Origin of the sequence: Pseudoalteromonas holothuriae, assembly GCF_945859825.1 — a bacterium.
GTDB classification, from domain to species: Bacteria; Pseudomonadota; Gammaproteobacteria; order Enterobacterales; family Alteromonadaceae; genus Pseudoalteromonas; species Pseudoalteromonas holothuriae.
This window is the reverse complement of record NZ_CAMAPC010000014.1, coordinates 87,743-108,602: the sequence shown is the minus strand read 5'-3', so window position 1 is coordinate 108,602 and position 20,860 is coordinate 87,743. Positions and strand designations below refer to the sequence as shown.

At 41.3% G+C, this 20,860-nt stretch carries 11 protein-coding genes and 1 tRNA gene; 6 read left to right on the top strand and 6 right to left on the bottom strand.

Annotated elements, in window-relative coordinates:
- Window positions 1-9 precede the first annotated feature (9 nt).
- The gene (locus tag OCI93_RS15685) at window positions 10-456 is read right to left on the bottom strand and encodes a DNA polymerase III subunit chi (RefSeq protein WP_261592657.1); all 447 of its coding nucleotides are present in this window, start codon (window positions 454-456) and stop codon (window positions 10-12) included.
- A gap of 114 nt (window positions 457-570) precedes the next feature.
- Entirely contained in the window at window positions 571-2,079 is a 1,509-nt protein-coding gene (pepA, locus tag OCI93_RS15680; RefSeq protein WP_261592656.1) for a leucyl aminopeptidase, read from the bottom strand.
- 196 nt (window positions 2,080-2,275) lie between these two features.
- Between pepA and lptF the strand changes: the two genes are divergently transcribed.
- Together lptF and lptG are read left to right on the top strand one after the other, a co-directional pair.
- Entirely contained in the window at window positions 2,276-3,388 is a 1,113-nt protein-coding gene (gene lptF / locus OCI93_RS15675; protein ID WP_261592655.1) for an LPS export ABC transporter permease LptF, read from the top strand.
- Complete coding sequence (gene lptG, locus OCI93_RS15670; protein WP_261592654.1) at window positions 3,385-4,452, top strand: LPS export ABC transporter permease LptG; 1,068 nt, start codon at window positions 3,385-3,387, stop codon at window positions 4,450-4,452. The genes lptF and lptG overlap by 4 nt, the downstream gene beginning before the upstream one ends.
- Before the next feature lie 38 nt (window positions 4,453-4,490).
- Here lptG and OCI93_RS15665 read toward each other — a convergent pair whose 3' ends face one another.
- Window positions 4,491-4,988 carry an RDD family protein gene (locus OCI93_RS15665; RefSeq protein ID WP_261592653.1) on the bottom strand — a complete coding sequence of 166 codons (498 nt, stop codon included), beginning with the start codon at window positions 4,986-4,988 and terminating at the stop codon, window positions 4,491-4,493.
- 267 nt (window positions 4,989-5,255) lie between these two features.
- Between OCI93_RS15665 and OCI93_RS15660 the strand changes: the two genes are divergently transcribed.
- Window positions 5,256-5,340, top strand: a tRNA-Leu gene (locus tag OCI93_RS15660).
- 570 nt (window positions 5,341-5,910) lie between these two features.
- Here the strand turns inward: OCI93_RS15660 and OCI93_RS15655 are convergent.
- The gene (locus OCI93_RS15655) at window positions 5,911-6,708 is read right to left on the bottom strand and encodes a hypothetical protein (protein WP_261592652.1); all 798 of its coding nucleotides are present in this window, start codon (window positions 6,706-6,708) and stop codon (window positions 5,911-5,913) included.
- A 1,245-nt stretch (window positions 6,709-7,953) separates the two neighbouring features.
- Between OCI93_RS15655 and OCI93_RS15650 the strand changes: the two genes are divergently transcribed.
- On the top strand, window positions 7,954-16,785 hold the full coding sequence (locus OCI93_RS15650; RefSeq protein WP_261626801.1) for an Ig-like domain-containing protein: 8,832 nt from the start codon (window positions 7,954-7,956) through the stop codon (window positions 16,783-16,785).
- A gap of 625 nt (window positions 16,786-17,410) precedes the next feature.
- Window positions 17,411-17,971, top strand: a complete 561-nt coding sequence (locus OCI93_RS15645) for a phosphoribosyltransferase (RefSeq protein WP_261592650.1) — start codon at window positions 17,411-17,413, stop codon at window positions 17,969-17,971.
- A 41-nt stretch (window positions 17,972-18,012) separates the two neighbouring features.
- On the opposite strand, the gene OCI93_RS15640 is transcribed toward OCI93_RS15645, so the two are convergent.
- Complete coding sequence (locus OCI93_RS15640; protein ID WP_261592649.1) at window positions 18,013-18,669, bottom strand: Crp/Fnr family transcriptional regulator; 657 nt, start codon at window positions 18,667-18,669, stop codon at window positions 18,013-18,015.
- A 240-nt stretch (window positions 18,670-18,909) separates the two neighbouring features.
- On the opposite strand from OCI93_RS15640, the gene OCI93_RS15635 reads away from it, so the two are divergent.
- Complete coding sequence (locus OCI93_RS15635) at window positions 18,910-19,125, top strand: YgjV family protein (RefSeq protein ID WP_261592648.1); 216 nt, start codon at window positions 18,910-18,912, stop codon at window positions 19,123-19,125.
- Between the two features lie 20 nt (window positions 19,126-19,145).
- Here the strand turns inward: OCI93_RS15635 and OCI93_RS15630 are convergent, their stop codons facing one another.
- Window positions 19,146-20,786, bottom strand: a complete 1,641-nt coding sequence (locus OCI93_RS15630) for an amidohydrolase (RefSeq protein ID WP_261626800.1) — start codon at window positions 20,784-20,786, stop codon at window positions 19,146-19,148.
- Window positions 20,787-20,860 lie beyond the last annotated feature (74 nt).

Here is a 20,860-nt window from a genome sequence, read left to right as displayed (position 1 = left end):
ATAAATACTTTAATTTTCAATTTCTTTGGTTGAAATACTGGCGCCAAGTTGGCGTAGGTGCTTAAACCGCTCTCGTGCTGCTTGTGTCGCCTGAGGTTCATTTGGTACAAAGTCATAAACCTGCGTAAAGCGACGAATAAAGTCTGGAAGCTTAGTTGCTAAGTTGATAAGTACCGAGCGTCTACCTACCGGGGGCGTTTGCCCAATCTCTACAGGTGCACCGCCTTTAGGCCCTTCTCCTTGAAGATTATGAGGTACAAAGCTATCAGCTTCAAAACACCATAAATGTTCATCAATAGAGTGAGCATCATCAATGCAATCAACATAGATAAATACTCGTTGACCAGATCTATATTGCTTTGCAGCTGCACGAGCGGCGAGATCAAAATGAGCCGGTAGTTTAGCGTCCGGCTCATTGTTATGTTTTAACACATAAAATTGTGCATTGATGGTCATGGTGTTGACTTCATTATGTGCGGTTACTCTGTATTTCTACAGGCAAAACTCAGCGTTCAAAATAAAGCTGCATTTTGACACAGAAACCTCATGCCATCAATCGTCCTTGCTGGGTTAATCTTGTTGTACGTCTGTAACGTTAACACGATTTAATAAGTACTGAGTTAACATTGGAACAGGGCGGCCTGTTGCGCCTTTATTTTTACCACTACGCCAAGCTGTGCCTGCGATATCTAAATGGGCCCAATTATACTTTTTGGTGAATTTAGATAAAAAGCATGCGGCAGTAATAGTGCCTGCTGCGCGACCACCTAAGTTTGTAAAATCAGCAAATGGGCTTTCTAACTGTTCTTGATAGTCATCCCATAGCGGTAACTGCCATGCACGGTCGCCACTTTGCTCACCGGCTTTAAGTAGGTCGTGTGCTAAAGGGTTGTGAGTAGATAGTAAACCCGTGGCATGTGCACCGAGTGCTACAATACAAGCACCTGTTAAGGTAGCAACATCGACAACTGTTTCAGGCTCAAACGCTTCGACATAGGTGAGCGCATCGCATAATACTAAACGGCCTTCAGCATCGGTGTTAAGCACTTCAACAGTTTGTCCCGACATTGTTGTTAAAATGTCACCAGGGCGGTAAGCGTCTGAGCTAGGCATATTTTCACAACCTGCAAGTACGCCAATAACATTGATTGGCAATTGCATTTCCACCAATGAGCGCATTAATCCCAATACCCCAGCTGCGCCCCCCATGTCGTATTTCATTTCATCCATTGCCTCGCCGGGTTTTAAAGAAATACCACCGGAGTCAAAAGTTAGCCCTTTGCCGACAAACACAATCGGGGCTTGTTCTTCATTAGCACCGTTATAATGGATCACCGACATAACAGATTCATTGGCACTACCTCGGCCAACGGCTAGGTATGAATGCATACCTAGCTCTTCCATTTCTTTTTCACCAACTAGGTTAACTGAAACATTGTTAAACTCTTCCAATGCCTTTGCTTGTTCACCTAAATAGCGTGGGTTACAAATATTAGGTGGCATGTTAGCGACGTCTTTACATAATTTAGCACCAGAGGCAATGGCTAAGCCATGTTCAATCGCCGACTCACCGATGGTTAATTCGCGACGAGTTGGCACATTAAATACAATTTTACGAAGTGGACGACGAGGGTCGACTTTTTTGCTTTTAAGATGATTAAACGTGTAAAGGCAATCTTGAGTCGTCTCAACAGCTTGGCGTACTTTCCAGTAAGTATCTCGACCTTTAACGTGTTGTTCAGTTAAGAAGCAGACGGCTTCCATTGAGCCTGTGTCATTGAGGGTATTGATTGTCTTAGAAATAATTTGCTTATACTGTTTGTCGTCTAATTCGCGTTCTTTACCACAGCCGACCAATAATATGCGCTCACTGAGAACGTTTGGAACATGATGTAACAACAGTACTTGTCCTGGTTTTCCTTCAAGGTCACCACGACGTAATAAATTTGAGATGTAACCATCACTGATCTTATCCAGCTGTTCACCTATGGGAGATAAGCGGCGAGGCTCATATACACCAACTACGATGCAGGCACTGCGCTGTTTCTCTGGGCTACCACTTTTTACGCTGAATTCCATTGCGACTCCTGAGTCTAAAGTTATGTCTTTTTGAACTTTATGCCGAAGTGACTATCAATACCATAAATGTTTGATTATATCTGGCTGTTGGTATGATAATTAAATTTGATGGCATATAATAAACTGACTAAAATAACCAGTTTACTCAAAATCTCCCACTATTCCAGTGAAAGACGAAGTTTTATAGGGGCACACATTGCTAATCTTTCGTTATTTAACTGCTGAGGTGCTAAAATCGCAGATCGCCGTGTTTCTCACGTTGATGACGATTTTTTTGTCACAAAAGTTTGTTCGTATCCTAAGTGATGCATCAGACGGTGACTTGCCAGCGAAACTTGTGGCATCAGTGCTAATGCTAAAATTACCACAATTGGCCGTGTATATCCTGCCACTAAGCCTGTTTTTAGGTATTATTTTGGCCTATAGCCGAGTGTATGCAGACAGTGAAATGACAGTGCTACGGGCTTGTGGTGTGAGTGAATGGTACGTGGTACGTGTGACTTTAGTTTCTAGTTTGGTATTTGCTCTGTTGGCTGGTGTTGTGAGTTTATATATCGCCCCTTGGGCATCTGAAAAAGAATACCAATTAAAAGAGCAAGCTGAAGCTGAGTCAGGTTTGGCGGCGCTCAGAGCTGGTCGTTTTCAGCAAACAGGCAATGAAAAAGCGGTGGTGTTTGTACATAATATTCTTGAGCAAGGCCGGGAACTAAATAAAGTGTTTGTAGCGCAGTTGCCAAATAAAGATTCAAATCAGGCTGCACGTATAGTTTATGCTCAAAAAGGGCGAGTTATTGAACAAGAAAGCGGTGAACAACAATTAGTTCTTAATGATGGAAAACGTTATGAAACTGACGGTCTAAGTCAAGCGATGAACAAAACCGAATTTGCCAGTTATCAAGTACAAATTCGAGAACAAATTATTGAACACCAAAGGCGTAAATTAGAAGCAATTCCAACATTACAATTACTTGAAATGGATACGCCCCAAGCCGCAGCTCAGTTTCAATTGCGACTGTCAGTTCCCATTTCAATTATACTCCTAACGCTATTAGCCGTACCTTTAAGTGTGGTAAACCCTCGTCAAGGGAAATTTGCTAAATTAGTACCTGCAATTGGCCTATATCTCGGTTATTTTATTTTACTGAACGCTGGAAAGTTTTTGGTTGCTGAAGGAAAAATTCCGTCCGCAGTTGGCTTGTGGTGGATTCACCTATGCGTACTGTTTATTGGTACTTATTTAATCGCTAAAGGGCGGCCATTTGGCGTTTGGATACGCTCGGTACTAACAAAACGGGCGTCATTAGCATGATGAAAACACTAGATTGGTATTTAGGTCGAAGTATTTTGCAAACCACAGGGTTTGCCCTTTTAGTATTTGTAGGAATAAATACCTTAATTAAATATATAGAACAGTTAAAGTCAGTCGGTCGGGGTAGTTATGATATGGCAGACGCTATGCTTTATACATTTTATAGCATGCCTGCTGATATCGTGGTGTTTTTTCCTATGGCCGCTTTAATCGGTGGACTTACTGGACTTGGAGCGCTTGCTGCTAGTAGTGAACTGGTGGTGATGCAAGCAGCTGGAATGTCACGCTTACAGATCATTGGCTCGGTAATGAAAACAGCCATAGTATTGGCGTTGTGTATGATGGCGCTGGGCGAGTGGGGTGTTCCACAGGCTGAAAAGGCCGCTAAACAGTTACGTAACAACGCTATTTTTGGTGGTGAAGTGTTTAATGCTCAAAAAGGAGTATGGGCTAAAGATGGCAGTAATTTTATCAATATTGGCAATATCGAAAAGTCAGGCGACCTAAAAAATGTCAGTATTTACTATTTTAATGATGACTTAGAGCTAAACAAAGTCATGCGTGTGGTGCACGCCAAGAGTGTGCCCCAAGGTTGGGTTTTTAACGGTGTTGAAGAAGTAATCTTGAGTCAAGATAGAATAACCACCCATTATCGTGAGTCGCAAATATATAATTCGCAGCTTACCGCTGAAAAATTAGATGTGGTGTCTGTTGACCCAGAATCTCTTTCATTTAGAGGTATTTGGTCATACTTATCTTACCTTGAGCAAAATGATCAAGATACCAGTAGTTATGACTTGGCGTTATGGAGAAAGGTCATGCAGCCGCTCACCATTGCAGTCATGCTTTTGGTGGCACTGTCATTTATTTTTGGCCCACTGCGTTCAGTGAGTATGGGTGCTAGAATTATTATGGGTGTGATAACTGGGCTTGTATTTCATTTAAGCAATGAAATATTTGGCCCGATTGTGATGGTTTACAACGTACCTGCGATACTTGGGGCGATGATGCCCAGTGTTTTATTTGTGGTTATTGCCAGCTATTTACTTAAGCGTAAACAATAGCTTTATTAAGCCCAGTGCTTTTTCTGGGCTTATCGGTTTTAATCTAAGTTGTTATACACTTTTTTATTTTCTTGCTTAGTTAATACAACAACCTCTGTTTTACAGAGCAAATCTTGTAAAGCGCGTTTTTGTTTATAATCTACTAACACGAGTAAGTTGCCTAAACCACACAAGGCGCAGATACTGCGCAATATGGCTGTGGTCCATGGTAACAGCTCACCTGATTGAGTTTGCACCTTTAACCGCCATGCCCTCATACCAATCGTTTGCCCGCTTTTAGTCCAAAAGTAAGCAAAGAATAAGGTGCTCACCAGTACTAAAAGAGCAGCTCGAATACTGTATAGAATCGGTGAAGTTTGAATAAATGCAGATACATCCTGGTGTTCGCCAAGTTGTAGTACACCTGCTGACATCAAGCCTTGCACAATTAATAGATAAACAACGGTGGTTAACATTGCAAAGGCAATCACAACTAAGCCATCGTAGATAAGAGAGGCTAATCGTCGAAAAAAACCGGCATTAGGAAACTGTGTCATATGCGTGCTCTACTTAAATAAACAGAATTAATTACATAGTATTTTACACAATGGGGCTAGTAATGGCGAAAATCATTGTTCCTGGCCATTTACACTCTGTTTTGTACAAATACCAAGCAGTTGAGCTGGTTAAGTTAAAAATTACTTGCCCAGCGAAGCGATGTTTGTATAATGCAAAGCATAGAGACGAAGGCATTATAAACAAAGCTTAAGCTCAAAGTGGTTTTTCTTTATTTTCTCTTGTTTAGAAGATGAAAGAAAAATTATGCCAGTGTGATGGAATTGGTAGACATGACGGATTCAAAATCCGTTGCCTTCGGGCGTGGCGGTTCAAGTCCGCCCACTGGTACCACTTTTTATGACCCTAGCCATTTGGTTAGGGTTTTTTTATACCTGAATTTCAGTAATGATAACAGCGCATATTTTATTAACGTGTGTGGCGGCCACCGAGTGGCGGCCACCGAGTTGCTCAATAACCAACAACAAAAGTTTATTATCAAACCTTGGAAGCACTCTTCACCTCTGCCAAACTTCAGCGCCAGTTGCTCATGCGATTTAAAAAATCAATTTAGGCTTCGAGGATTAAAGCTTTAATGAAGGCTGTTGGAATGACTGGTTAGTGTTTGTATGAAGCTTATTTTCACCCAAATCAAACAATGAACTTAGCTCAACGCCAAGTTCATTGTTTGGCAGAGCATTCGTGCTCAGGCTGTTTATTTGGTATCGAATAAAACACCAATAAAGCTACAAGCTGCAAAGGAGGAATGACTGACAGTAGCAAGATTATAAACGCATCTTTTACTGGCTTCTCTCTACTTCTTCTTAGCAGAAAAAAGGCTAATATAGGAAACAGTAGGCTTAATATCACAAAATACCCTACCCATCTCACATTTATATCAATTGGCATACTGTCTATTCCTTGTTAGTTAGGTTCAATGCTGCAAGCTGGGCAGTCTGAAATCGTAACAGAAGTATTGAAATAACCATGATCCCAACCGACAATATTTATGCCATATAGTGATGATAATGCTCTAAAGCGTTCCCAGTTTCCAGTACCCTCTGAAAAGCGATAAATGCCCCCAATATCGTTCCGCCCTGTTGGAATTGTGTTACCGTCAGAGTCCATGGCTTTCATTGGTTCAAATTCTGGGTCGCCGTCTATATTTACACCAGTCACTTTGAATCGAATGATACTGCCATCTGAAAACTCGATATCAATTACGAAGTTAATGTTATTAGCTAACTTTCCTAGCATTGTCACTGCAACACCCGTGTATATACCGATTTTATCGTAGATGTTGGACTGGTGTATAAACTCATTCGTGACTCTACCAAACCCTCTACTTCGATACACTTTATATGCGGATGTGTAGCTGTTGCTGACAAAATTTTTAGTCTCTATCTCTTGTTCGAGTGCTTTGTATTCAGAGGAGAGTGTTTCAGCTCTGTTAAGTGCATCAGCACTTGGCGTTCTACTAAATACTATAGTTTTATTGAATTCTGGGTCGTATTCAATATCATAACTTAATACCATCCCTTTCTTTATATCTACAACTTCGTATCGACCATGTTGTTTATTGGAAGCATTAAACTCTTTTATTGCTTCACGCTTACTTGTGACACTAGAGCAATCAAAACATCCTAGTAGCTCAGCTTTGGCCGTTTTAGTGAGTGTGCTCAACAAGCAAAAGATAATAATAAATAAAGTATGATATTTCATAGTGAGTTCCTTCTTTAGTGTGGTGTGTTGAATAGTCCATATTCATAGATTGAGAGTATAGTCGGGGGGTCGGATTAAACTAATTTAAAATGATGTAAGAAAAAGCCCACATATACTTCTAATTGCTCGATTTGTTTTAGGCGCTAACAAAGATGAACACAAGTATTTTGTTTTTATCTACGCAAAATCGTCGGTTACACGTTACGCTGCTTTATGTCATTTTTGAGTCATATACTCTATGTCTAAGTTGCTAACACGCGATATAGAGCATTCTCACGGGGTTTTGTTGCCACAGTAAGTGCTATATCACCGCACGGCAATTGCTAGATGGTTCATTTCGTGTTGCTGTGCAAGTTTATGAAGACTACTTTCACCTTGATTTTTGGCGCGATGGCGCACTAATAGAATGTCTAACTTGGCCGCCACGCTGGTGGCGCTAATATCAGTTAAGAGTCCACCCACTGGGCCCACTTTTTATGACCCTAACCATTTGTTTAAGGTTTTTTATTTCTTAAATTTGAGTATCGATTTATGGATGAGTCGACGTAGCTACCACTTGCAAGTGGCGATTGAATATTCTAAGTGCCTGCACAGGAATTAACTATTATCGCTATGTTTGCTAAATAGGCTGATTTTTTATTCCATACACAATGTTTTAAACTCAGAAGTGTGGTTAATTTTTTGTAATTTTTTACCCTTTATTTTCAATCAATTCCAGTTAGTACCAAAAATAGGAATAATATTTTAACTTTTATTTCGTAATTTTTTATTTCTTAAATTCTAGACGCTTGGAATATCTTGCCTATACTAACCATGAAGACAACGTGTCAATGTATTGCTCCTGTGCTTTTTAGCATCGTAGGAGTATAGCGTGCTAGCTTTATATAGTTAAGCTTGGTGGTCGCGCAATCGTGTTTTGATGATGGATCGCAAATAAAAACAGTTTGGTTTGTTGCGATTTTAGCAAATTATTATGGGCGGCTACTATGCAATTACCACTTCCTTATCAAGTTGATGGACTATCACCTTTTAATATCTCGAGTGAAGCCTTTTTACCTCTATATCAAATCTCACATAACTAATTAATTTTGTTTTGCCATGTCGGCTTTCGCTCACGGCAACTTTATTAGCTAACCAACTTTTAACTATATAAGCAGCTTTGGTAGGGACGTTGCGACTCACTTTGCTAAGCAAAGTAACTTTTCATTTCAGCTGTATGTATTTTAAATTAATGAGGAAAGGCATATGTGTGGAAATAAAGTAAGCCGATATGGCTTATTATTTACTTGGCTAATGTGTATGGGTGTTCTCTTCACCTCTGCACATTTGAAGGCTCATGAAAAGCCTTTATTACTTGTTGACAAGCAAGTTCAAACAGCGAGTGCATTTGATGCGCTCTCAGATGATATGGACATAAAACCATATCATCTGGATAGTTCATTGTTACCACAAAATACCAATCAACCAAAGTATTCAGAGCTCCATTTAATGTCTCATGGCGGGCCAGGTTGGTTGTTGGTTAATGGTCAAAAAATACATAATAACACGCATGAATATGAGCAGTTTATTGCCCATGTAGAATCGTTACTTTCACCTACAGGTAAATTATATTTATATGGGTGTGATGTGGCAAAAGGTGAGCAGGGTAAATATTTTGTTGATAAGCTGCACAAGCGACTGAATAGGCCTGTATATGCTTCAATTAACAAAACTGGCAACGTTAAAAATGGCGGTGATTGGGTTTTAGAGTACTCTTCAACTTCAAGTAAGTGGCAGTTAGCGCAAAATATGGCGGGTTTTGAAGGTGTATTAGCTCATCCAAGTGATGTAACGTTTCAAAACGGTGGGCCTGCACTACTCAGTGATCCAGTTACTTTCAACGGAGTGACATATTCTCATAACCTCCCTGCGACGGGTAAAATGGCCAGATATAATGACTCAGTGGATGGTCGAGATCGTCGATTTGGGATTACAGATGAGCTAAATGCAGATAACGCATTACTTTATCATATTTCTGATGGAGGGGTGTTGACAAAAGCACCTGTAGGTGATGTTGATTACCGCTTTAAAAGTAGCAATGGTGATGAGTTTAGGTTGGTCTCAATGGAAGCGGGTTCAATCACAGATATCACTTCAGTCGAAAATACCGTCAATCATATAGTGACAATAACAGGGTATAAAAATGATGTAAGTGCAGTCTCAGAGACAGTAGACTTTACGCAGGCCATACCAGAAAGTGACCCAAGTTCAATAACGTATGTGCGCACAGTATTAACGGCAGAAAATCAATTAACGACTTTTAATGACGGAGTGTTGACGTTTGATGAAAGTTGGCAAGATATTGATGAGGTACGTTTTACCACAACAGGCCAAGCCAGCAAAGTGACTTTTGTGGTGATAGACACCATTGATTTTGAAGCTGCGGTATCTGATAACGCGCCACCAGCGATGACATCACTTAATTTATCTGGATCCCCAAGTGGCAATGATACTACTGTGACTTACACTGCTGTATTTGATGAATCAGCCACTAACGTTTCAACTGATGATTTCACTTTAAGTACGGTGACTGGAAACGCTTCGGGTACTATAGCCAGTGTGTCAGCATCATCTGGCTCATCTATTACTGTGACCGTCAATGGCATAAGTGGTACGGGTAGTATTAGATTAGACTTAAATGCGAACACCAATATTGTTGATGGGCTAGGCAATGGTAATAACACCAATGGGTATGTTGCCAGTTTTAATGGTGCTGTCCATGCGGTCGATACCGTTGCGCCTAGCGTAAGTAGCGTATCTGCATCGAGCAATGATGGTACATATAAAGTAGGAGACACGGTTACGGTAACTGTTGGCTTTAACGAAGCAATTACAGTAACAGGGTCACCTACAATAACACTAGAAACCGGTACAACCGATAGAACCGCAACCTATAGTAGTGGCTCGGGTAGTGATACGCTTAGTTTTGCTTATACTGTTCAATCTGGTGACGTCAGTAGTGATTTAAGTTATACATCTACATCGGCACTAGCGCTTGCAGGAGGCACTTTAAATGATGCGGGTGGAAATGCTGCAACATTAACGCTTGCAACGCCTGGAGCAACTAATTCATTGTCAGCAAATAAGGCGTTGGTGATTGATGGTGTAGCACCGGTGGTAAGCAATGTTTCTTCAACCACGACGAATGGTTTATATAAAGTGGGCGACTCAATCGTAGTGACGGTCACATTCGATGACGCGGTTACGGTAACAGGCACGCCAACATTAACTCTTGAAACGGGTGCTAATGATAGAGCGGCTAGTTATGTCAGTGGCTCAGGGTCTACAACGTTAAACTTCTCTTACACGGTTCAGTCAAATGATGTGAGCAGTGACTTAGCTTATGTGAGTACATCTGCTTTGGCCTTAGCGGGTGGTTCAATAAGTGATTCGGCTGGTAATAATGCATCTTTAACATTAGCAACGCCAGGCGCTACTAATTCATTGTCGGCCAGTAAAGCCTTGGTGATTGATGGTGTGGTGCCGACTGTAAGCAGCGTATCCTCTTTTACAGCTAACGGCACTTATAAAGTTGGCGACTCACTTACAATAACCGTCACATTTAGTGAAAATGTAACTGTAACGGGCACGCCAACGTTGACCTTGGAAACTGGCACTAATGATAGAGTGGCAAGTTACATTTCAGGTTCAGGCGGAACGTTGTTAAGTTTCTCATATACAGTGCAATCAGGCGACCTTAGTAATGATTTAGCTTACACTACGTCTTCAGCGCTAGCACTTAACGGAGGCTCAATTAATGACTCTTCGGGTAATACTGCTACGCTCACTTTACCAACTCCTAGTACAGCAAATTCACTCTCTGCAAATAAAGCATTTGTTATTGACGGGGCATTACCAACGCTCGATGCGAGCAATTCAACGCCGGCGAATGGTAGCTATGGTTTGGCTGCTAACGGCAATTTGGTAATGAGCTTTTCTGAAGCTGTCGCTTTAGGTACAGGTAATATAACGCTGGTTAATGCGGCAAATTCTAGTGTGATCGAAACTTTTAACGTTGCGACTGGAACGGGCAGTAACGGTGGTACTGTGACTGTGAATGGCAATACGGTAATTATTAATCCAGGCACAGACTTATCGGCAGGTGTTGGTTATGCAGTACAGGTAGATACAACGGCTATAACAGATAGTGCTGGTAATACATTTGTAGGTATTACCAATAATACAACGTATGCAGTCACGGTTGCGGCTAATGTAGTATTAAGTGTTGATAACACGTCTATTTTAGAAAAGTCAGGCCAAGCAATGGTTACCTTAACACTCAAAGATAGCGCAAGTAATGACTTTAATGCACCTGCAAATGTGTCTGTCACTTTAAGTTTTGGCGGTACTGCGACAGGTTCTGGTACTGATTATTCTTTGGGCGGGTCTATTGCAGGTAATACAGTGACCATTAGTAGTGGTTCAGCATCGCAAACCTTTACGATTACAGGTATTGATGATGCCCCAACTTCAGATGATGGGGAAACTGTTATCGTAGATGTTAATACTGTTACTACTGGTAATGCCGCTGAGTTGGGAACGCAGCAAGTTACAATTACTTTAGACGAAAATAACCCTCCAGTATTTATTGGCTTAGATGCCACGCCTAACTTTACAGAGAATGGTTCGGCAGTCGTGTTTGATTTGAATGTCGCGGTCTCAGATACTGAACTAGATGCGTTAAGTAACGGTAATGGTGACTACAATGGTGCAAGTCTTACAATCGCCCGTAACGGTGGAGCGAATACCAGTGATACTTATGGAAATACAGGGCAATTGGGTGCGCTTACGCAGGGTCAAACGTTTGATTACAACAATACTTCTGTAGGTACTGTTACCGCGAATGGTGCTGGTACTCTAACCTTAACCTTTAATAGCAATGCAACAACCGCTATTGTAGGGAATGTGTTACGAAATATTAGTTATTCCAATAGCTCTGAAGCCCCCGGCACATCAGCTACATTAAACTGGACTTTTAATGATGGTGTATCCAATAGTGAAGGTACAAATCAAATAGTGGTAAGCATCACAGAAGTTAATGACGCTCCAACGCTAGATAATTCGCAAACCCCAGTTTTAACTGCGATAAATGAAGATGTATCAGGAGCTAATAACACCGGAGTGGAAATTGACACTTTGGTAGTTGATAATTCTATCGGCGATGTAGATGGAGGGGTTGTTGAAGCTATTGCAGTAACCATGGTTGATAATACTAATGGTAGCTGGCAGTACAGCACTGACAATGGTAGTAATTGGAGTGATTTTAGTGTAACTACAGGGCAAAGTGTTGATTTAACAACTGCAGCTCGGTTGCTTGATGGGACATTGACTGTTGGCACGACTCAAAAAATCAGATTTGTACCGAGTGAGCATTATAATGGCTCTGCAACCTTTACCTTTATTGCTTGGGATAAGTCATCAGGTACGGCTGGTGATACAGCTGATGCGACGAATAAAGGTGGTATAACAGCATTCTCAAATATATCTGATACGGCATCCGTTACTATCAATGCACAACTTGATGCGCCAACGCTGTCTATGGCAGCTAGCCTTAATTACACCGAAAATGCTTTAGCAACTTCACTCGATAGCCAAGCATCTGCGACTGACCCAGATGGGGATGCTAGCTGGCAAGGTAATGATGCTCAATTAGTCGCGTCAATTAGCAGTGGTGCTTTAGCAGAAGATAGCTTAAGTATTGCAACCAGTGGTGACTTTAGCATTAGTAATGCACAGCTAAGCTACCAAAATTCAGTGATAGGTACTATTAGCGAAACTAGCGGTACTGCCAATGATGGTGTAGTTTCGGGCGGAGACACTTTAACGGTCAACTTATCCGCCAGTACCAATGCAATTACGCAAGCATTGGTTAGGGCGCTGAGTTACCAAAATAGTAGTGATAACCCCTCTATAGCGGCAAGAACTGTCACTGTTCAGCTTACCGACAATGAATCCAGTTCGATATCTGATAACGTAACTGTCAATGTGAGTGCTGTAAATGATGCTCCGATTATTACTGGTATACCAATAACAATAGTTGCACAAGGTGAGAGCTACAGTTTTACCCCAGTGGGAAGTGATGTTGATTCAACTATATTAACTTACAACATACAGAATAAACCTACTTGGCTAAACTTTAATTCAAATAATGGTTCAATCACGGGCACTCCGGGTAACAGCGATGTTGGTACTGCGCAGAATATCGAAATAACGCTAACTGATGGTTCATTCAGTTCGAGCCTTGGTGTATTTAACTTAGTCGTGACAAACGTGAATGATGCGCCATCGATTACTGGCACACCAAATACTAAAGTATCGCAAAACGATACCTATAGCTTTACTCCACAGGCAAATGATATTGATAATGATAGTTTGAGCTTTAATGTTGCGAATGCGCCAAGTTGGCTTACCTTAGATTCAAATAGTGGTTTGTTAAGTGGTGTGCCGCAACAACAAGATGTGGGTACAGCTTCTGGGATTGTGTTATCGGTATCAGATGGCAGTGTATCAGTTAATTTACCTGCGTTTAGTATTGAAGTAGTTAATGTTAATGATGCGCCAACCATAACTGGGACACCAGCTACGTCAATCTTGGAAGGCGAACAATACAGCTTTATACCAAGTGCTACAGATTTAGACGGTGATGCCTTGACATTTAGTGTGGCAAACCTACCCAGTTGGGCAACTTTTAGTGCTTCAACGGGGGCGGTTGCTGGTGTGCCAGGTAAGGGTGATATAGGTACTACCAGTGGTGTAATAGTAAGCGTATCAGATGGCAGTGTATCAGCTAATTTACCTGCGTTTAGTATTGAAGTAGTTAATGTTAATGATGCACCAACCATATCAGGAACCCCAGCAACTTCAGTGCTTGCTGGTGAGCAATATAGCTTTACGCCAAATTCAGCAGACTCAGATGATGATACCTTGACATTTAGTGTTGCAAACCTACCTAGTTGGGCAACGTTTAGCGCTGCAACTGGCACAATTTCAGGTGTTCCTGATGAAAGTGATATTGGCACAACAAGTGGTGTGGTAGTAAGCGTCTCGGATGGTACTTTAAGTTCAAGTCTTGCAGCCTTTAACTTAACTGTACTAAAAGTAAATACGGCGCCAGTGGTAACACCCCAAACACTATCATTGGAAGAAGATGCGACATTAGGTATTACTGCATCCGCGACTGATGCCCAAAATGATACACTTACATTTGCAATCGTGTCACCACCGAGTAATGGTACTTTAACTCAATCAAATGTCGGTTGGGTATATCAGCCAGTGCAAGATTTTAATGGACAGGATAGTTTCAGCTATACAGCTAGTGATGCTGAGTTAACTTCAGAGCCTGCGGTTGTATCACTTGAAATTACTCCCTTAAATGATGAACCTAATGCACAAGATGATACCTTTACATTGGTACAAAACAGCTCTAACACATATACATTGTCAGTATTAAATAACGACTCTGATGTGGATGGAGATACTCTAATAGTTCAAGGTGCAAAAGCCAGTATCGGTAGTGTTAGTGTTGCGCAGGGTGCATTGCAGTATCAGGCACCAGATGGTTTTAGTGGAGAAGTTCAGTTCAGTTATGCAATATCAGATGGCAATACAGGTAGAGATACAGCTGACGTTGATTTGCAAATAACTGGTGAATCGGATGGGGAGAAGCCCGTACTGACTGTACCCAATGATGTTACGGTGAATGCTACAGGTTTATTCACAAAAGTTGACTTAGGTGTTGCGTCAGCAGTTGATAGCTTAGGTAACCCAGTACCAGTATCACTGGTTGATAGAGCGACTACCTTTGCACCAGGGCTGAATAGTGTTTACTGGCAGGCTGTTGATGATAATGACTTGAAAACGATTGCGAAGCAGCAAGTAACTGTAATGCCGTTAATATCTTTAAGTAAAGATCAAGTGGTAACTGAAGGGAATAGTGTTTCGGTAGATGTATTACTTAATGGCCCAGCGCCAAGTTATCCAGTTACAGTCAACTACAGTGTCTCTGGTAGTGCTGATGGTACTGATCATGATGTGCAAAGTGGCGTAGTGACAATTTCGAGTGGTACACGAACGTCGATACAATTTAGTGTATTCAGCGATAGTGTTGTTGAGCAAGTTGAGACAGTTGTAATTAGTTTGGATGCCGGAGTTAATTTAGGCAATAAGAGCCAAACAACAGTTCGTATCTTTGAAGGTAACATAACACCAGTTGTTAAACTCAACGTTGAGCAATCTACTGAAACCCGGTTAACGGTCGCGCAAAATGAGGGCTTGGTTAATGTGCTCGCACAAGCAACTGATGCGAATCCACAAGATCAGCTGACCTTAAACTGGAATTCATCTTTGACAAATCAAAGTGCTCAAAGCAACCTGTTTACCTTTGACCCAAGCGTTGTCACGCCAGGTGTGTATCCAGTTACAGTGACAGTAACCGACAGTGCTTCACCCGCGCTTAGTGGTAGTGAAACAGTGTATATTGATATAACCACAGAGCTGGCAGCTTTAAGTTCTGAAGACTCTGATGGGGATTTAATCCCTGATGATCAAGAAGGTTACGCTGACTCAGATGGCGATGGCATAGCGGATTTCTTAGATGCAATAGATGAGTGTAATGTTGTGCCAGGGCAAGTGACTAACCAGAATGCATTCTTAGCAGAAGGCGATCCAGGTGTTTGTTTGCGTAAAGGTGCTGTTGCAGCGCAAGATAGTCGCGGAGGGTTGGAATTAAGCGATGATACTCAACAGGGCAATATCAGTGCAGACAGTGAAGTTACCAACGTAGGCGGGGTGTTTGATTATATTGCTTATGGCTTACCTGAAGTTGGGCAAACGTATCGCTTAGTACTGCCGCAAACTCTGCCAATTCCAGCAAATGCGGTATATCGTAAGTACACTGACGCACAAGGTTGGAGAGATTTTGTTGAAAATGGCAACAACCAGGTCTTCAGTAGTGCGGGTGAGGCAGGGTACTGCCCTCCTCCAGGTGATGCACTATGGCAAGCTGGACTAACGGAAGGTCATTGGTGTGTTCAATTAGAAATTGAAGATGGAGGTCCTAATGATGCTGATGAAAAAGCCAACGGTACAATCGTTGATCCAAGCGGTGTTGGGGTGTTCTTGTCTGATAACCAAATACCGGTGGCTAATGCTGATACCTTTAGTATGCAGTGGAATAGCAGTGCAGTGATAGACGTATTAGAAAATGATACAGATGCAGATGGTGATACACTAACAATTGCACAAGCAAGCGCCCAGTTTGGTGTTGTAGAAGTAACCGCTGAGCAGCAATTACGGTTTACTCCTGCAGCCAACTTTGTAGGAGAAGATGTGATTAGCTATAGCATTACAGACTCTCAAGGTGGCACGAGCTTTAGCACTGTCACGGTTACTGTGGTCGGTAATCAAGCACCTGTAGCTCAAAATGACAGTGCTCAAACTGCAAATAGGAGTTTGGTTGTTATTGATGTCTTAGCTAATGACAGTGATGCAGAAGGTGATGAACTCACTATCACACAAGCGAGTGCCTCAAATGGCGATACATTTATCAATGAAGGTAAAAGTATTAGCTACGTACCGAACGCAGGTTTTGCGGGTGAAGATATGGTGATGTACCGCATTAGTGATGGAAAAGGTGGTGTAGGTGAAGCGATGGTGGTGGTCACTGTAGCTGAGAATATGCCACCAGAAGCCAACCCTAATCGCACGAGTGTGGATTATGAGTCTACTGTATTGATAGATGTATTAAGCAATGACTCAGACCCTGAATCAGACACTCTGACGCTAACACTCGCAACGGCTGATGTTGGTGCTGTTACTATCATGGATAATGGTCTACTGCGTTATACACCAAAATCAGGCTATGTTGGCATGGATACGATAACCTATACAGTGCAGGATGAATTTGGTGCACAGGCAATAGGGGTAGTTAGCGTACAAGTAACCAAACCCGTATCGGATGGCAGTGGTGGTAGCTTGTTATGGTTAATGTTATTACTTGTTCCTTTTGGAGCCTCCAGACGGTTAGCCATTAAACGCTAAAAAGGTAAGTTACAATAAAACGGTCTGAACTTTGTTCAGGCCGTTTTTTTATTCCTCGATTTATTTTTAAGCACTGATACCAGTCAGCTTAATTAGGGTCTGTTGATCTTTGAGGTATGAATTTTGTTCAAATCAAAGGCTTTCATTACGAGAAATGAGCCATGTAGCATAATAGTTTATGTCAGTTGCGAATGACAAAGTAGTGGAAGTCTTTGGTTGAACCCTTTGAGCAGCGCCATTCGGGTATTTTTTCTGCCTTATCACCTAGCTGACATAGAATAACGATGCGATATAGGTCCTGCCTTGCAAAAACACACAGCAAAGAACAACAGACCCGAAGTACTCTATTTTGAGGTAATGAAACTTTATCAATAATAAGGCGTAAATTTACTATCTATTTGTTTTAAAATAAAAATTCCAGCCCGGCTAGTGTCAAGTTTAACCCCGCAAAACGATTAAGTATTATTGCGCATTGGTATAATAGGTATGAGCACAAGCATTTCTTCTGTAACTGCGCTAAAATAGTCGGTTACACCTTATGCTGCTTTATGTCATTTTTGAGTCATATACTCTATGTCTGAGTAGCTACCACACGACATTATTCGCATTCTCACGGGGTTTTTGTATGTCAGATAAGTGCTATATCACCGCACAGCAATTGCTAGAAGATTCATTTCGTGTTGCCGCGCAAGTTTATGAAGACGACTTTCGTCCAGATTTTATCATTGGCATTTGGCGCGGTGGCGCACCAATTGGAATAGCTGTTCAAGAATACTATGACTATAAAGGCATAGAAACAGACCACATAGCTGTGCGTACGTCGTCTTATTACGGCATTGGCAAGCAATCAAAAGAGATCAAAGTTCACGGTTTACATTACATTATAGAAAACGCCAATGCTGGGGATTCATTATTAATCGTAGATGACGTGTTTGACTCTGGTCGCAGCATTTATGCGTTAAAAGAAAAGCTTGCTGAACTAATGCGCTTGAACTTGCCAAAAGATATCCGTGTGGCTTGCCCTTATTATAAGCCAAACAATACTAAAGTGCCTATGAAGCCTGATTACTATATTCATGAGTCGGATGAGTGGCTGGTATTTCCACATGAGCTTTCTGGGCTTACGCCAGATGAAATCATTGCAGGTAAATCAGACTTGAGTAATATCAAAGCGTTATTTAAGTAAGACATAGCGCTAAGCTGGCCAGTCTGAAGGCCAGCTTATTTCTATATTTGTGCAAAACTATCTACAAAATCTTCTAGCGCATCTATATCTACAGGTTTTAAACCGTCACTACTTCTCACTATTAAGCCTTTGTCTACCAATTCAGTCACCACACGTCTGTAAGCTCGTTCAGTAGTAGCAAAACGCTCAGCTTCTGCATTTACTGTTGGGTAAGCGCGAAGTAATGTTGGATTATTGTTTTCAGCTCGTAATAAACAGTCTTTAGCGATGTTATAGCTCAGTGGTAATAATAACTTGTCGAGATTAATTTTTTGATTTTCAGCAAATTTAGCCGCAATAGTTTGCGCGGTATATAAGCTCAATTCTGGTTGGTCGAGCAGCAATTGTCGCCAATGCTTTAATTCAATCAGGTTGTATTGAACGTTACTTAAACAGGTGACGGTATAGATACAAGGCTGATTATTAAGTGCTTCAATTTCGCCTATTAAGGTATTATTGCAGTCAAGTTGTCCTAACAATAAACGTCTACCATTACCAACGTCATAACTAAAAGAAACCGTACCACTTCTTACCAGAATTAACTTTGTTAAAGGCTCATCTTGATGGATTAATACGTCTTTTTTACTGTGAACAAATGCGTTACCAGCAAAGCTCAGTAACTGCTCTACAAGATTAGTTGAAAAATGATATTGAAACATCTAGATGGCTCTTCGGACATTTGTCCTATTTATTAATATTGAATAAAGATAGCATGGCCGTAATGATTTTACGCTAACTCATACCTGCTATTGAGGTTTTTCTCGTTTAGCCCCCGTCCCGTGTTAGAGCTTACTAACTAATTCAAGGGGTTTGTGAGTTAGCTTTTTTCTTCTAGGCTTTATTACACATATCTTTATTACGCGACCCTCTATGCTAACTCAACTAATAGGAGAGAACAAATGACTTGGGAATATTTAGGCTATATTGCCTCGGTTTTTTTGGTTATCTCTTTGATGATGAGCAACGTAATTAAACTGCGGTGGTTTAACTTAACGGGCTGTATTTGTTTTACAGTGTATGGAGTAATGATACAAGCATGGCCAGTTGCTTTGACCAACGGCTTGTTGGCTTTCGTTAATTTATATCACTTATATAAGCTGCATCGATCTGATTAGCTTCGATGCAGCAGTGGTGCTTAACGTTGATAAACTAAGTTACCCGCAAGCCAAGTTTGTAGTACTTGAATATCAGCAATTTGCGCTGCATTTACTTTAAAATAGTCTTTGTCAACTAGAATAAAGTCTGCCCACTTACCTTGCTCTAAGCTGCCGAGTTTATATTCTTGAAACGCTGCATAAGCTGCATCGAGTGTAAATGCGCGCAATGCTTGCTCTCGATTAAGAGTCTCCTGTGCTCGCCAGCCATTTTTAGGTTGGCTATTACGAGACATACGGGTAACAGCGGCATGTAAGCCATGGAAAGGGTTAGCGAGCTCAACAGGAAAGTCAGAGCCCGCAGCAATTTTGCTCCCTTGAGTTAAAAATGTTTGCCAAGCGTAAGCACCACGTAGTTGCTCATTGTTTAAACGTTGCTCAGCCATGTGCATATCTGATGTCGCATGAATAGGCTGCATTGAAGGTATGATTGAAAGTGCTTTAAACCGCTTAATATCATTAGGGTGAACAATTTGCGCATGTTCAATGCGATTGCGAAGTAGCTTTCCCCCAACTTTGTTAAAGATATTTTCATAGCTATCGAGCACGATACGGTTAGCTTTATCGCCAATCGCGTGAGTATGAGCACTATAACCGTGAGAGAAACTTTGCTTAAGTAGCGTTTCAAGTTGAGGTTGGGTTTCTAGCATCAAGCCTTTGTGGCCTTTTCTGTCATGATAATCCTCTAATAACGCAGCGCCACGGCTGCCTAATGCGCCATCTGCATAAATTTTTACGCTGCGAATACTTAGATAGTCATTTTTTTCTTTTATTACCCCATGTTTCAGCATTTCCGACAAGTGTGAGTCACCGGCACTTAACATCCCATAAATACGAAGGGGTAGTGTATGTTGCTTTGCTCGTTGTTGATAAAGGTGCCAAGTTGCATACTCAATTCCCGCATCATGTGCTGAGGTAATGCCTAAGCTAAGTAAATGCTTACCAGCAGTGTTCAACGCGAGTTGTCTTTGCTCATCAGTTGCTGGTGGAATATGAGTAACAATAAGTTGCTCAGCTTTGTCGATAAATACACCACTAGGTTGACCATTATTTAAGCGAATAACTTCACCACCTGGCGGTGTGTCACTATCTTTATTAATTCCGGCGAGCGCCATTGCCTTACTATTGGTCCATACTGCATGACCATCAACGCGAGTAAGTACCACTGGGCGGTCGTTAATATATTCATCCAGCTGCCTTGCCGTTGGGAATTGTTTACCCGGCCATAATGTTTGATCCCAGCCTCGTCCAGTGATCCAGCCTTTTGGTGCCTGTGCTGCATACGCTTGAAGCTTCTTGCCAACTTCATTAACAGACTGACTGCCCCTTAAATCTAGTTGTAGTAGGTTGTTACCTAAACCAATAATATGGCCATGGGCATCTATTAAACCTGGTAGTAATGTACGTTCTTTGCCATCTATTTTATTGGCTTGAGGAAACTCATCTATGATGGAGTCATTACCTGTTTTTACTACTTTACCGTCTTTAAATACTAAAGTGGTAAAAGTCGTTAACTCTCCTTTTTGCGTAGGAGAGTAGCCATGAACGTTATGAATAAGGGTTGTTTGAGCATAAATCGCGCTACTACATAGTAGCAAAACGAGACGTACAAAAAGCTTCATAGGGTTAGCCTGTTTTAATTATTGTCTTTTGGTATTCACCATAGCGTAGTTTTAATGATGACTCAAAATAATGA